The 14,251-nt window shown below is 56.7% G+C and carries 10 protein-coding genes; 8 read left to right on the forward strand and 2 right to left on the reverse strand.

From position 1 onward, the window contains the following. Nucleotides 1-106 precede the first annotated feature (106 nt). The 5 genes from H522_RS19045 (at nucleotide 107) to H522_RS0111280 (ending at nucleotide 7,151) form a co-directional block, all read left to right on the forward strand. The gene (locus H522_RS19045) at nucleotides 107-1,045 is read left to right on the forward strand and encodes an aminotransferase class IV (protein ID WP_035453599.1); all 939 of its coding nucleotides are present in this window, start codon (nucleotides 107-109) and stop codon (nucleotides 1,043-1,045) included. Between the two features lie 98 nt (nucleotides 1,046-1,143). Beyond that, nucleotides 1,144-3,549 carry a 3-hydroxyacyl-CoA dehydrogenase/enoyl-CoA hydratase family protein gene (locus H522_RS0111265; RefSeq protein WP_026962388.1) on the forward strand — a complete coding sequence of 802 codons (2,406 nt, stop codon included), beginning with the start codon at nucleotides 1,144-1,146 and terminating at the stop codon, nucleotides 3,547-3,549. A gap of 25 nt (nucleotides 3,550-3,574) precedes the next feature. Further along, nucleotides 3,575-4,756, forward strand: coding sequence for an acetyl-CoA C-acyltransferase (locus H522_RS0111270; protein WP_026962389.1), 1,182 nt, complete (start codon nucleotides 3,575-3,577; stop codon nucleotides 4,754-4,756). Between the two features lie 141 nt (nucleotides 4,757-4,897). Continuing rightward, nucleotides 4,898-6,673 carry an acyl-CoA dehydrogenase family protein gene (locus tag H522_RS0111275; RefSeq protein WP_026962390.1) on the forward strand — a complete coding sequence of 592 codons (1,776 nt, stop codon included), beginning with the start codon at nucleotides 4,898-4,900 and terminating at the stop codon, nucleotides 6,671-6,673. A 220-nt stretch (nucleotides 6,674-6,893) separates the two neighbouring features. Beyond that, nucleotides 6,894-7,151: a hypothetical protein gene (locus tag H522_RS0111280; protein ID WP_155836380.1), complete on the forward strand. Its 258-nt coding sequence runs from the start codon at nucleotides 6,894-6,896 to the stop codon at nucleotides 7,149-7,151. A gap of 36 nt (nucleotides 7,152-7,187) precedes the next feature. Here the strand turns inward: H522_RS0111280 and H522_RS19050 are convergent, their stop codons facing one another. Continuing rightward, a complete protein-coding gene (locus H522_RS19050) occupies nucleotides 7,188-7,874 on the reverse strand; it encodes a 3D domain-containing protein (RefSeq protein ID WP_155836382.1) in 687 nt (228 codons plus the stop codon). Nucleotides 7,875-8,117: 243 nt separating this feature from the next. Between H522_RS19050 and H522_RS0111290 the strand changes: the two genes are divergently transcribed. Beyond that, on the forward strand, nucleotides 8,118-8,441 hold the full coding sequence (locus H522_RS0111290) for a MazG-like family protein (RefSeq protein WP_026962392.1): 324 nt from the start codon (nucleotides 8,118-8,120) through the stop codon (nucleotides 8,439-8,441). Between the two features lie 41 nt (nucleotides 8,442-8,482). Here the strand turns inward: H522_RS0111290 and H522_RS0111295 are convergent, their stop codons facing one another. Beyond that, nucleotides 8,483-9,334, reverse strand: coding sequence for a deoxyribonuclease IV (locus H522_RS0111295; RefSeq protein ID WP_026962393.1), 852 nt, complete (start codon nucleotides 9,332-9,334; stop codon nucleotides 8,483-8,485). A 206-nt stretch (nucleotides 9,335-9,540) separates the two neighbouring features. On the opposite strand from H522_RS0111295, the gene icmF reads away from it, so the two are divergent. Both icmF and H522_RS19055 read left to right on the forward strand, forming a co-directional pair. After that, the gene (gene icmF / locus H522_RS0111300) at nucleotides 9,541-12,849 is read left to right on the forward strand and encodes a fused isobutyryl-CoA mutase/GTPase IcmF (protein ID WP_081412082.1); all 3,309 of its coding nucleotides are present in this window, start codon (nucleotides 9,541-9,543) and stop codon (nucleotides 12,847-12,849) included. Between the two features lie 79 nt (nucleotides 12,850-12,928). After that, nucleotides 12,929-14,245 (forward strand): MFS transporter, encoded by a 1,317-nt coding sequence (locus H522_RS19055; RefSeq protein WP_051344199.1) that lies wholly within the window; start codon nucleotides 12,929-12,931, stop codon nucleotides 14,243-14,245. The last annotated feature ends 6 nt before the right edge of the window (nucleotides 14,246-14,251 follow it).

The raw sequence follows: 14,251 nt of genomic DNA on the forward strand, positions 1-14,251 counted from the left end.
TGCTCGGTTACATCTGTCCCTTTTCTCCGCAATTGATTCGGCGCTACTTTTCACTTACGGTATTCTTGCAGGGAAATGGTCTTGGATGCATAAGGAGGGCTCAAGGATGTCCGAAGTCTATTACTACAACGGTCAATTTGTTGAAAGCGTAGACCGTCAGGTCGCTTTGGAGGATAGAGGCCACCAGTTTGGGGATGGCATCTATGAGGTTGTACGAGTGTATGGCGGACGGCCGTTTCTCCTCGAATGGCACCTGGAACGGTTTGAACGCAGCTGTGCTGCCATCGGCTTATCCAACCCGTTATCGCGTGAGCAATGGGTGGAGATTATCCACGACGCGATTCGTCGCAGCAATGAAGCGGAAGCGCAGGTGTACTGGCAGGTGACCAGAGGGGCGGCTCCGCGGACCCATTGGTTTCCTGCGACGAATCCCAGCGTCACTCTGATTGTTCGGCCGTACAGAGGAACTGCGCCAATGGAAGAACCAGCTTTATTCGCCGTCCCGGATGAGCGGTGGGCAAACGTATACGTAAAGACGATCAATCTGCTTCCTAATGTGCTTGCCAAAGAAGCCGCCCACCGCATCGGTGCCGCAGAGGCGCTTTTGGTACGGAACGGCACCATCACGGAAGGTTCTGGCAGCAACGCGTGGTTTGTCGCGGGCGGCCAATTGTATACGCATCCTGCGAATCGTCACATCCTCCCAGGGATTACGCGCCGCTTCATTGTACAGTTGGCTGCCTCCCTATCCATCCCCGTGCAGGAGCGTCCGGTTTCGTTGACAGACCTTACGGATGTCGACGAAGTGTTCATGACTGGGACGACGACGGAAATTATGCCTGTACAGAAGATTATTACGAGTGAAGGGCTTCGTTCGGAACTCGTCTCCCCAGCGGACGAACCGCGCCCGTCACTGATCTATGCGTGTGAGCAACCCGTGCTTCTCTGGTCGCGTCAACGTCCGAGTGTCGTCACCAAGAGGCTGCAGGAAGCGTTTGCCGAGGCTGTCCACCAGTGTCGACTCGGTTGCATGGAAATTTTCTGATGGCGACTGTTCAATGCGGAGAAGGTTTGCTATGATAATAGAGAATCTACCGACTGGTCGGTTTGGGGTTGCCGGGTCGGTGCAAGGGGGATGAAACGGTGAAGCAACCAATTCGCAAGGCGGCTGTACTCGGAGCAGGCGTCATGGGCGCAGCCATTGCAGCGCACCTTGCCAATGTGGGGCTGTCTGTCCTACTTCTCGACATTCGTCCGAATGAGTTGACGGATGCCGAACGGGCGAAAGGACAAACACTGGACGACCGCACCGTGCGCAACCGGGTCGCCTGGAACGGATTGCAAGCTGCTTTGAAAGCGAAACCTGCTGCCTTTTATGACCCGGCGGATGCCGAGCGGATTGAAATCGGGAATTTTGACGATGACCTTACACGCCTCTGCGATTGCGATTGGGTCATTGAGGCGGTCGTCGAGGACCTCGCCATCAAGAAAGCGCTGCTTGCGCAGGTGGCCGCGGTAACGACTGAGCGAACGATTGTCAGTACGAATACCTCTGGGATCTCGATTGCCGCCATGTCGGCCGACTGCCCGGCCTCGTTTCGCCAGCGTTTCTTGGGCACGCACTTTTTCAATCCACCGCGTTACATGAGGCTCCTCGAAATCATTCCGGGCCCGGAAACCAATCCGGAACTTGTAGAGGCCTTGATTGAGTTTGGCCAGCGCGTACTCGGAAAAGGGGTTGTCATCGCCAAGGATACCCCCAACTTTATCGCCAACCGCATTGGTACGTACGGGCTTATTGCGACACTGCGGGCCATGGAGAAGTATGGCTTGTCCGTAGATGAGGTGGATGCCCTCACGGGGCCCGTCATGGGGAGGCCCAAGAGCGCCACGTTCCGCACCTTGGATTTGGTCGGCCTGGATACCATGGTTCACGTTGCCCGCAATGTCCAACAGGCGGTGGTTGACGACGACGAGAAGAAAGCGTTTGCACTTCCGCCGTATATCGACGACATGGTGGCACGCGGCTGGCTTGGGGAGAAAACCGGCCAGGGATTCTTTCGCCGCATGCAGACGGATAAAGGCCGGGAGATCCTTGCCCTGGACCTCACGACGATGGAATACCGACCACGCAGAAAACTCGTCAGTCCTTCCCTGGAAGCAGCGAAGCGGGCCAAAGACCTCGGGGCGAAACTGCGGACGTTGGTCTCCGGGGAGGATAACGCGAGCCGCTTCATCTGGGAGGTGTTGAAATCCGTCTTACTTTATACCGCTCGCAAACACGGCGAGATCGCGGACGATATCGTCGCAGTGGACCGGGCCATGAAGTGGGGTTTCAGCTGGGAACTGGGTCCCTATGAAACCTGGGACGCCCTCGGGGTGCGCGAGTCGGTCGAGCGGATGCGCCGCGAAGGAGAATCGATTCCCGAGTTTGTCGAGGACATGCTGGCTTCCGGACAAGAGTCGTTCTATCGCCGACAGCCAGGGGCCCAGCCCCGCTTCTATGTGGGTCAGGGAAAATATCAGGATGTCGCGGAGCCGAGAGAGCGAATCTCACTCGCGCGTCTGAAAGAGCAAGGAAAAGTCATCTTGCACAACACTGGCGCGAGTTTGATTGACATCGGAGAGGGCGTAGCTTGTTTGGAATTTCATTCCCTTAAACAGGCGATTGGAACCGATGTTGTGCAAATGATTCAGCGCAGCGCCCAAGAAGTCGAGAAGAATTGGCGCGCGCTGGTCATTGCCAATGAGGCGCCGAATTTCTGTGTCGGGGCGAATCTGTTCATGATGCTCATGGAAGCCCAGGATGAAAATTGGGATGACATCAACCTGGCAGTCCATCAATTCCAGCAAGCCTTGATGAGATTGAAGTATTTAGCGAAGCCGGTAGTGGCCGCTCCGCATCAAATGGCGCTGGGCGGTGGCGCTGAAGTGTGTTTGGCAGCCCATCGCGTGCAGGCGGCGGCGGAGACGTACATCGGTCTGGTCGAGGTCGGGGTTGGGTTGATTCCCGGCGGAGGCGGCAACAAAGAAATGCTCATCCGCGCCATCGAAGCGATTCCCGATGGCGTCGAGGAGCGACTGGACAGCTTCGTCCAGAAGGCGTTTGAAAACATCGCCCTGGCGAAGGTTTCAACGAGCGCCAAACAGGCCAAACGGATGCGTATCCTGCGCGATGCGGACGGAGTTACGATGCAGCGCGACTTTTTGCTTCACGATGCGAAACAGGCGGCCATCGCCCTCGCGGAAGGCGGTTTTCGGCCCCTGACGCCAAAGCGAATTCCGGTCATAGGAGAAGCTGGAGCCGCCCGTCTGAAGAGCGGGGTCTACGGGATGCGGATGAGTGGCTACATCTCGGAGCATGACGAGAAAATTGCCAACCACCTGATCCGTGTGTTGACCGGTGGTTCGGTGATGCGCGGTGCGGAGGTGTCGGAACAGTACCTCCTGGACCTGGAACGCGAAGCGTTTCTAAGCCTCATAGGCGAACCGAAGACGCAGCAGCGGATGCAGTACATGCTGACCCACGGCAAACCGCTGCGCAACTGACCGCGAAGGACAAGGAGGCGATTGTATGAGAGAAGCGGTGATTGTCGCGGGGGCCCGTACGGCGATTGGGAAAGCGCCTAAAGGCAGCCTGCGGACCACTCGTCCGGACGATATGGCGGCGTATGTCATTGAGGACTTGTTTCGTCGGGTGCCGCAGGTTGCGAAAGAGGAAATCGAAGATGTCATTATGGGCTGCGCCATTCCTGAGGCCGAGCAGGGCATGAACGTGGGCCGTATTGTGGCCCTGCGGGCAGGTCTGCCGACCACAGTGCCAGGCATGACCGTCAATCGATTTTGTTCTTCCGGGTTGCAGGCTATCGCCATCGCCGCTCAGCAGATTATGACTGGGGGCGCTGATGTGGTTATCGCCGGCGGCCTGGAGACCATGAGCCTTGTGCCCATGGGAGGTTACAACATTTCGCCCAACCCGTATTTGGTCGAGCACTTGCCGGCCACCTATATGTCGATGGGTAACACGGCGGAACAGGTTGCCGTCCGGTTTGGCATTACACGGGAAGACCAGGATCGGTTTGCGCTGCGCAGTCATCAGCGGGCGGCGCGGGCGATTGACGAAGGCCGGTTTAAGGATGAAATCGTACCGGTCCCCGTTCGCTTTACCGAGGTGGATGAAGACGGCCGACCCCACATGGTAGAGACGGTGTTTGACACGGATGAGGGGGTGCGTAGAGACACCTCCCTCGAGGCCTTGGCCAAGCTGCGCCCCGTGTTTCACGCACAGGGGACGGTGACAGCCGGGAATTCGTCGCAGACCAGTGATGGGGCGGCGGCTGTCTTGCTGATGTCTGCGCAACGTGCCCAGCAGTTAGGGGTGCGGCCCCTTGCGGTGTTTCGCGGCTTCGCCGTTGCCGGGGTCGATCCGGACGTGATGGGTGTGGGTCCTGTCGAGGCGGTGCCGAAAGTTCTGCGCATGGCCGGTTTGCACCTGGCGGACATCGATCTCATAGAGCTCAATGAGGCATTTGCTTCGCAGGCGGTGCACGTCGCGCGCACGCTAGAATTTGAGGATGAGAAGCTGAACGTAAACGGCGGCGCGATAGCCTTGGGTCATCCCATGGGCTGTACGGGGGCGCGCTTGACTGTGTCCATACTAAATGAACTGGCTCGCAGAAATGGCCGCTACGGCCTGGTGACGATGTGCATCGGCGGCGGCATGGGGGCCGCCGGCGTGTTCGAGCGGATCGACTAAAGACATCAGCGACCGACACCGACACAAGACCTCGAACAAACCGGGCTGTGAAAGATAGAAGCCGCTTGAGGCGGATAGCGTCTTCTCTGCATCGTGAAACTCTGGCATTGTCAAACTTTGAATGGAAAGGAAGCGGAGACTATGCCTACGACCGGGGATTTGACCAAAGGCGCGGCGTTTCTCATCACAGAGACCGACCCAGAGCGGGTCTTTACACCCGAGGATTTCACCCAGGAGCATCAAATGATCATTGAGACGACGCGCTCCTTTGTGGAAAACGAAATTCTCCCCAACGCGGAGGAGTTGGAGCATCAAAATTGGGACCTGACGGTATCGCTCATGAAAAAGGCGGGAGAGATTGGGCTCTTGGCGGCTGATGTGCCGGAGGCGTTCGAGGGACTTGGCGCCGATAAGGTAACTTCCGCGCTGATTATGGAATACCTGACCCGGGGCGGATCGTTTGCGGTCGGGTTGGGCGGACACGTCGGCATCGGTACGCTGCCCATCGTGTTTTTCGGCAATGAGGAGCAAAAGAAACGGTACCTTCCGCGTCTGGCGACGGGCGAGAAACTGGCCGCCTATGCCCTGACCGAGCCAGGTTCCGGATCGGACGCGCTGGGGGCTAAGACAACAGCTCGTCTGTCGGATGACGGAAAGTATTACATCCTCAACGGCACCAAGCAGTTCATCACGAACGCCGGGTTTGCGGACATTTTCATCGTGTACGCCAAGATTGACGGCGAGAAGTTTTCCGCCTTCATCGTGGAACGCGATTTTCCGGGAGTCTCGACCGGGCCGGAGGAGAAGAAGATGGGGATTAAAGCCTCATCCACGCGTCCGCTTATCCTCGAGGATGTGCACGTCCCAGTGGAGAACCTGTTAGGGGAACCCGGCAAGGGCCATGTCATCGCGTTCAACATCTTGAATATTGGCCGTTACAAACTGGCGGTGGGGTCGGTCGGTGGCATGAAGGCGGCCATCGAGACATCCGTCAAGTATGCAAAGGACCGTAAGCAATTCCGTACGGCCATCGCCAACTTCCCGTTGATTCAGCAGAAATTGGCCGACATGAACATTCGCTGCTACGTGACCGAAAGTATGTCTTATCGCTCTACAGGAGACATTGATGCGCGGCTGGCCACGCTCGCTGCGGACGCGGATGGGCGAGAGGCCGCCAGAGCGATTGAGGAGTATGCGCTCGAGTGTTCTGTCAATAAGGTGTATGCGTCGGAGGCCCTGGACTTCGTCGTGGACGAAGCGGTACAGATTCATGGCGGCTACGGTTTCATTCAGGATTACCCGGTGGAGCGCATGTATCGTGATTCGAGAATCAACCGGATCTTTGAGGGGACGAACGAGATCAATCGAATGTTGATTCCGGACATGTTGATGCGGCGGGCAATGAAAGGGGATTTACCGCTGCTTCAGGCGGCACAAGGAGTGCAGGAAGAGCTGATGGGGATGCTGTCCTTGCCCGATGAGGGTGAGCCACTGGGGGTGGAAAAGCACCTCATCCAAATGGCGAAAAAGGTCTTCCTGTTTGTCGGGGGGAGCGCGGTTCAGAAGTACATGCAGTCGCTCAAGGAGGAACAGGAGATTCTCGCCAGTTTGGCCAATATCATTATTGAAATCTACGCCGCGGAAAGCGCCTTGCTGCGCGCGGAGAAGGCGTTAGCGCGGGGCGGGGAGGCCGCAGCCGCTCACAAAATCGACATGGTGCGCCTCTACACCCGGGAGGCGATGACCCGCATCGAACAGGAGGCCAAGTTTATCCTGTCCGCCATGGAAGAAGGCGACATGCTGCGCACGCAGTTGGCTGTTCTTCGGAAACTGACCCGCTTTGAGCCTATCAACAGCCGCGACGTCAAGCGTCGGATTGCGGCGCGGGTGATTGAGGCAGAGCGTTACTTGGCTTAAGCTGTGTGTCTGGAAACCTCTGAAAACGCGTGTCTGGATGACTTCCGCAGTCCAAATGCTTGACGTCAACAGATAGGGGAATCACGGACGTGTGGCCGTTTTGGCGTCTGACCCGAGCGGCCCGCACGTCCGTTTTCGTTTGATCCAGTTGGATTCGCCGCTCAGTTTGTGTATAACAGAATATAAGGAATTTTGGCGTGCGCGTGGAGGCGGATTCGGCGTGTTCAGTACCATGGCATGGGTGGCCGGGTGGTTTCCGCTCCTGGCATTTTTCCTCGGCTTTATCTTGTATTATCGGAGAAAGATGGTGTGGACGCCCACATTGATCGTCGCGTTGGGAAGTGGGGGGGTTTTGTGGGCGTTCTCCGTCGTCTATCAGGCGTACGTCATGCTGTACTTTTTCCTCTGCTGGTTTGGCTGCTGGGCGGCCTCTGCGCTCCGGCGTTGTCTCCGGCAACGTGCGAATTCGTCCTCGTGATACGTGTCTGCTAAATACGTGTCCGGACTGCCGCTCTTAAGGAATCGGGAACCAAGAGGGCAGTACGTAAACCGTACTGTGGCGCACGCCAAAGTGAACGGCCGCACGTAAATCAGGCATGTACACATCGATATGGTTCCCTCGAATGGCACCCCCGGTATCCTGAGCGATGCGAAATCCGATGCCCGGGATATACAGCTTTGTACCGTAGGGAATTATGGACGGATCGACCGCCACGGTCACCCCGGCTTGCACCGGTACACCGGTGGAGGTAATCCCGTATCCAGGGTCTCCTGGCCGCTTACCGGTGGATTCATAGCCTGCCGTGTAAGCGGTCAGTTCACAATCCATTGGTACGGCGACACGGGTGGCTAAAGAGGTGAGCAGCTGTTGGCTCAGATGACCGCCGCGGCTGACCAGCTGGCGGATACTCACCTCGTCTTCGGGTGTGTTGGAAGCACTCGTTTTCTTCATCAACTGACTCATTTCCGGCGAGGGTTGCCAGACTTCATAGGACAGTTTCTGTCCGACCTGCAGATACCGCGGATTGGTGATGTGGTTTTCTGCGATTAAGTCGTTGACCGAGACTCCGATTTTGTTGGCAATCTCCCACAGCGTATCCCCGTCCTGCACCGTGTAGGTGGCTTGAACAACTGCCCCCGGCACTACCATCTGTTTACCGTTGACAATGCTCGCCCAACCGACCAACGGCATGGCCGCCATCGCTACCCATCCTGCCGAAAAAAATAACGTTTTTCGGAACAAAGGAACTCCTCTCCTTCCCGGGCATTGCTAAGCCCGCGTCTCTCGTAAATTCTGGTAGCAGGATGGACAAGAAATACGAGTCTTAAACCTTTCTAGTGGGTTTGCTCGGCAAAGTCATAGAGTTGAATGTTCGGTTGGGGTACACTAAGGAGGAAAAATCGAGTCCGCAATATGAGATGGAGACCGGAACGGAGGTTGACGATGGAACAGAAGACCATTTCCCTGCCGCGCCTGGGCGGGTTGACGCCCACCCTGGAATCGACCATGTTGAAGATCACCGAAGAGGTCGGCGAGTTGGCCCAGGCCATCGGGAAGTTTCGGGGGCTGTCAGGAGAACGGGACGTGCTGGCCGAGGCGGACGTGGTGCGTGCCATCGTATCGGAATTGCTGGATGTAGCCCAGACGGCCGTCTCTATGATGTTTGTCATTGAGGACTTGTACGGCATCGACATTTCCGCTGAGGTCGACAAACACGTTGACAAACTGCGCCAAAAGGGGTATTTGGATGGACCATACTCTGGGTGAATCGAGGGATTCGATTCACCCACCGGTCACTTGGAATGCGGCTACTTTGCAGGACGGTCGAGCAAAAGGTCAATCTCTTCGCGATAGCGGCCATTCGGGGTTTCTAGGATTTGTGGGATGCCCCGCAGCACCTCATGGTGCACGATGCGCCTCAGCGCCTCCAAACCGAGCGATCCCTCGCCGATGTTGGCGTGTCTGTCCTTCCTCGACCCAAACGGGTTCTTCGAGTCATTGATATGGGCCACCTTCAGGCGGTCGAGCCCGATGATGTCGTCAAACTGCTGTAGGAAACCATCAAAGTCGTTGACGATATCATACCCGTAGCTGTAGTTGTGGCAGGTGTCGATGCAGACCGCGAGGCGTTCTTGGTGTTTCACCAATGAGATAATCTCCGCGATTTCCTCCAGGGAATTTCCAACTTTCGATCCGTCCCCAGCCATGGTCTCGAGGCAGACGTACAGCGACTCCTCGCCGGTGAGGATGGAGTTGAGCGCCTCTGCGATTCGTTTTATCGCATACTCGACGCCTTCCCCGACGTGACTGCCCGGATGCATCACAATGTAGCGAAAACCTAGGTATTCCACGCGCGCGATTTCTTCCGTCAGCACCGAAATTCCGTACTCCCAGGTGTCTTCCTTCGGACTCGCCAGATTGACCAGATAGGACAAGTGCACGACCGGATCGAAAATCCCGTTCTGCTCCATCAAACGGATTCCTTCATCCCGGTTAAACTCCGTGATGGGGCGGGCTTTGCCACCCCGATTACTGCGTGTGTAAATCATGAACGTATTGGCATCGTACGATATCGTTTCTTCAACGGCAGCCAACAGGCCTGTCTTGGCAATGGACACGTTGGCTCCGAGCAAGATTTCGTCCTTCGTAGGGTTGCTCATGATTGGACCTCCTTCTCCGGTTCAGGCATCACACCCTTATCAGAATGCAGGAAAGCCGCCCGCTTGTCCAATGTTTTGACTACAGGAGGGGGACTCGAAGCTAGCAAGACCGCTCCACTTCCTTGACCGCCTTGCGTGTATGCGCTTACACTTTGTTTTAGAAGCCCCTCGGTCATCTAGCGAATAGCCAGAAAGGAAGAGGATGCATGGTGCCAGGTGTGGAGTCCAAGGTGGCACAGGAATCGCAGGATTCGTCCGTTCGCGCACAGCAACGAGCCGCAGGTTGGAATTATCCGATTCGGTTTGTCACGGCATCGAGTCTGTTCGATGGGCACGACGCCGCCATCAACATCATGCGCAGGGTGATTCAAAGCCTTGGCGGGGAGGTGATTCACCTTGGCCACAACCGCTCCGTCGAGGAGATTGTGAGCGCGGCCATTCAGGAAGACGTGCAGGGCATTGCGGTGAGTTCCTATCAGGGCGGCCACATGGAGTTTTTTCGCTACATGTATGACCTCTTGCAGGAACGCGGGGCGGGGCACATTCGCGTTTTTGGCGGCGGCGGAGGGGTGATTGTCCCGGAAGAGATCCGTGCTTTGGAGGAGTATGGAATCGCCAAGATCTTTTCCCCGGAGGACGGCCGGCGCATGGGGCTGGAGGGAATGATTCGCTTCATGATGGAGGCGTGCGACTTTCCCACGGTGGCCACTGTTGATCACCTGGACGAAAACCTTGACCTTCACCACCCGCAGTCGATGGCGCGTCTGGTGACCGTGTTTGAACAACAGAAGCGTTTTCCAGAAGCCGATGTGAACAAGCTGCGGGAGGTTCTGCGGGCTCGAAAACGGGATGTACCGGTCGTTGGCATCACAGGCACCGGTGGAGCCGGAAAGTCCTCTCTGCTGGACGAATTGGTGCGGCGGTTTCTGCAGGACTTCCCGGATAAGCGGGTTGCCGTGTTTTCGGTCGATCCGTCCCGCCAGCGAACGGGCGGAGCGCTTCTGGGTGACCGGATACGCATGAACGCCATCAGTCATGAAAACGTATTTATGCGCAGCTTAGCCACCCGTAGTGCCAAGGGTGAACTGCCGGAAGCCATCGGCGACGTGCTCGACGTGGCCCGGGCCGCCGACTTTGACATCATCTTTTTGGAGACCAGCGGAATTGGTCAAGGCGACGCAGATGTGGTCCGCGTGGCGGATATTTCTTTGTACGTGATGACGCCCGAATACGGCGCGCCGTCGCAGCTAGAAAAAATCGATATGCTCGATTATGCGGACCTGGTTGCGATTAATAAGTTCAACCGGCGCGGGGGTTTGGATGCACTGCGACATGTGCAAAAACAGCTGCAGCGTAACAGGGGCGCATTTGCCAGTCCGCTCACGGAGATGCCTGTTTATGGCACGAACGCGAACCACTTTCACGATGCGGGTACAAACCGTCTGTATAAAGCTTTGTTTCATATCGTAAAGGGAAAGTTCCCTGGCGAATGGGAGACTCACCTGGCCGATGAAGCAAACGCGTCTCTGCCCTCCGCCATCGTTCCTCCGCATCGGGCGCATTATTTGTTGGACGTGGTCAATACGGTCCGTCGCTACCGGCGATGGGTGGAAGACCAAGCGCAAACGGCCCGGCGTGCCTATCAGCTCAAGGGGGCGGACGAAACGCTAGCGCAACGAGGGTTGGGCGAGGCGAGTCGCAGCGTACGTGAGGTGCAGGAGGAATACTGGGATAAGCTCGACGAAAACGTCCGTCGCATCCTTGCCGAATGGGCGCAAAAGAAAGCGGCGTATCAACAGGAGGAATGGGTGACGCAAACGGTCGGCCGGGAGCAGCGGATTCCGCTGTACACCGTATCTTTGTCTGGCTTGCGCATCCCGAAAGTCGCCCTGCCCAGATATGAGGACTGGGGGGACATCGTGCGATGGTCCTTGCTTGAGAACGTGCCGGGGGAATTTCCGTTTACTGCAGGCGTTTTTCCTTTCAAACGGACCGAGGAAGAGCCGCGGCGACAGTTTGCCGGCGAAGGGACGCCCGAGCGGACTAACCGTCGTTTTCACTACTTGTCCCGGCATGACACGGCCAAACGGTTGTCAACGGCGTTTGACAGTGTCACCTTGTACGGAGAAGACCCGGATGAACGGCCAGACATCTACGGAAAAATCGGGGAAAGCGGCGTGAGCGTCTGCACACTGGATGATATGAAAAAACTATACGCGGGGTTTGACCTGTGTCACCCGCACACCAGCGTGTCAATGACGATTAACGGACCCGCGCCTGTGATTCTCGCCATGTATTTCAACACCGCGATCGATCAACAGGTGGATAAGTTCAAGGCGGAAAACGGCCGCGAGCCGACCGCCGATGAGCTGGCGCGCATCCGCGAGACCACCCTGCAAACGGTGCGCGGCACGGTGCAAGCTGACATCTTAAAGGAAGACCAAGGTCAGAACACGTGCATCTTCTCGACCGAGTTTGCCCTGCGCATGATGGGCGACATTCAGGAGTACTTCATTCAGCATGGGGTTCGTCACTACTACTCGGTGAGCATCAGCGGGTATCACATCGCGGAGGCCGGAGCCAATCCGATTACGCAACTGGCGTTCACGCTGGCGAACGCGTTTACCTACGTCGAGTACTACCTCAGCCGCGGGATGCGGATAGATGACTTTGCCCCCAACTTATCCTTTTTCTTCAGCAACGGGATGGACCCGGAATACAGTGTCATCGGACGGGTCGCGCGCCGCATTTGGGCGATTGTCATGCGAGAACAGTATGGGGCCAATGTGCGGAGCCAAAGACTCAAGTATCACATTCAGACCTCGGGCCGCTCCCTGCATGCACAAGAGATGGATTTTAACGACATTCGTACGACCCTGCAGGCTCTGCTGGCGTTCTATGATAATTGCAACTCCTTGCATACGAACGCGTATGACGAGGCGATTACCACTCCGACCGAAGAATCGGTGCGCAGAGCGGTGGCCATCCAATTGATCATCAATCGCGAGTTCGGTCTGGCGAAGAACGAGAATCCACTCCAAGGGTCCTTTATCATCGAGGAACTGACTGACCTCGTGGAGGAAGCGGTCTTGGAGGAGTTCCTACGGCTGCATGAACGAGGCGGGGTGCTCGGGGCTATGGAAAGCCAATATCAACGCAGCAAGATTCAGGATGAGTCGCTCTACTACGAGCAGCTGAAGCACTCCGGCAAGCTGCCCATCATCGGTGTCAATACCTTTTTGAACCCCAATGCGCAAGACCGAAATGCTCTCCCCAGGGAGGTACAACTGGCCAGGGCCACGGAGGCAGAAAAGAGGGAACAGATTGCGAATCTGCGTCGTTTCCATCAGGAACACGCGGATGAGGTGCAACCTGCCTTAGCGCGGTTAAAACAAGTGGCTCAGTCCGGGGGTAACCTGTTTGAAGCGTTGATGCAGACGGTCCGTGTGGCCAGCCTCGGCCAAATCACACACGCCTTGTACGAGGTTGGCGGACGGTACCGTCGGAACATGTGACACAGAAGTTCTCTCTATCGGAAAGGCCGTTTCATGTCTGGAGCGTGTTCGGGAAGAATAGGCTGCGGGGGGTGAGTGCGTGCGCAAAGACAGCCGGCAACCCTCGCAGCCACCGGTGCGTTGGCTGCTTGCCATCAGTGCTGTATTTGCCCTGTCGGTGGGTCTGTCCAACACCTTCGTAAACGTCTACCTTTGGAAAGTCGACCACAGTTATGTTCCGATTGGATGGTACAATTTTGCGATGTATACGTTCATTCCCATCATGTTCGTTCTGGCTGGGTGGCTGAGCGGGCGTTGGAATGCGGTTTGGACGTTACGCATCGGGATCACGCTGCATGCCGGGTTTTACCTGTTAACCCTGATTGGGGGAACGGAGCTGGCCAGGCACCCATTTCCCATGGGGGTGTTGATGGGGTGTGCAGCCGGTTTTTATTGGTTGTCATTCAATTATTTAAGCCTGCGATTGACCCAAGGGGGTGGGCGAGACCGATTTTACGGCAGCAACGGAGCGTTGGGCGCGATAGCGGGAATGGCTGCCCCTTTGACGTCCGGGTTTATCATTTCCCATGAGGATCGATTTGGCGGATTGAGCGGCTATCACGTGATTTTTAGCGCATCGTTAGCCTTGTTTTTATTGGCGGTGCTTTTGAGCAGCAAATTGCGCGTGCAAGGCGGAGGCAAACTGGAAATTTGTCGGATTGCCGGAGGACTGAATAACCCCTGGTGGCGCAATGTCTTGGCCGGATGCTTTGTCTATGGTTGGCGGGAGGGCGTATTTCTCTTTTTGATTGGACTGCTCATGTACATCGCCACCGGAAGTGAGATGAAGCTCGGCGAATTCTTGCTGCTGCAGAGCGGTTTATCCTTTATGTCCTTTTCTTTGGTAAGCCGATGGTTGAAGCCTCGCCACCGTGTGCTCGTCATGGGGATTGGAGCCTGTGGCATGGCGGCGGCCGCGCTTTTATTTTTGATTCCGCTCAGTGCTCGGCTGGTGGTCTGGTATGGCTGCTGCGTGGCCATCGTATTACCGTTGTTTCTGGTCCCCCTACAGGGCACCGTGTTTGACGCCATCAGTCGATTGGACGCCACGGGGGAAGACGATGTGGAACACATCATTGCGCGCGAGGTGGTGGAGAACGCGGGACGCGTGGCCGGTATCGCGGCCTTTTTAATCCTCGTCGCTCGGCACCCAAATGCCTCGGTGATTTCCAGGTTCGCGGTCGCACTGGGATTTGTTCAATTGGGAACATGGGCGCTCATTGCCTGGGCTCACCGAAAGCAGAGCGATATCACTCAGACAGGTTCCGGGGATATGGCGAAAGCCCTGGAAAGGGATGCCCAAGCGGCGTACTTCTCGGCTGCGAGGCGACAAACAGCGCGTAAAGCGCGCCATTGAGGAAAT

This window comes from Alicyclobacillus herbarius DSM 13609 (genome assembly GCF_000430585.1).
Classification (GTDB): domain Bacteria; phylum Bacillota; class Bacilli; order Alicyclobacillales; family Alicyclobacillaceae; genus Alicyclobacillus_G; species Alicyclobacillus_G herbarius.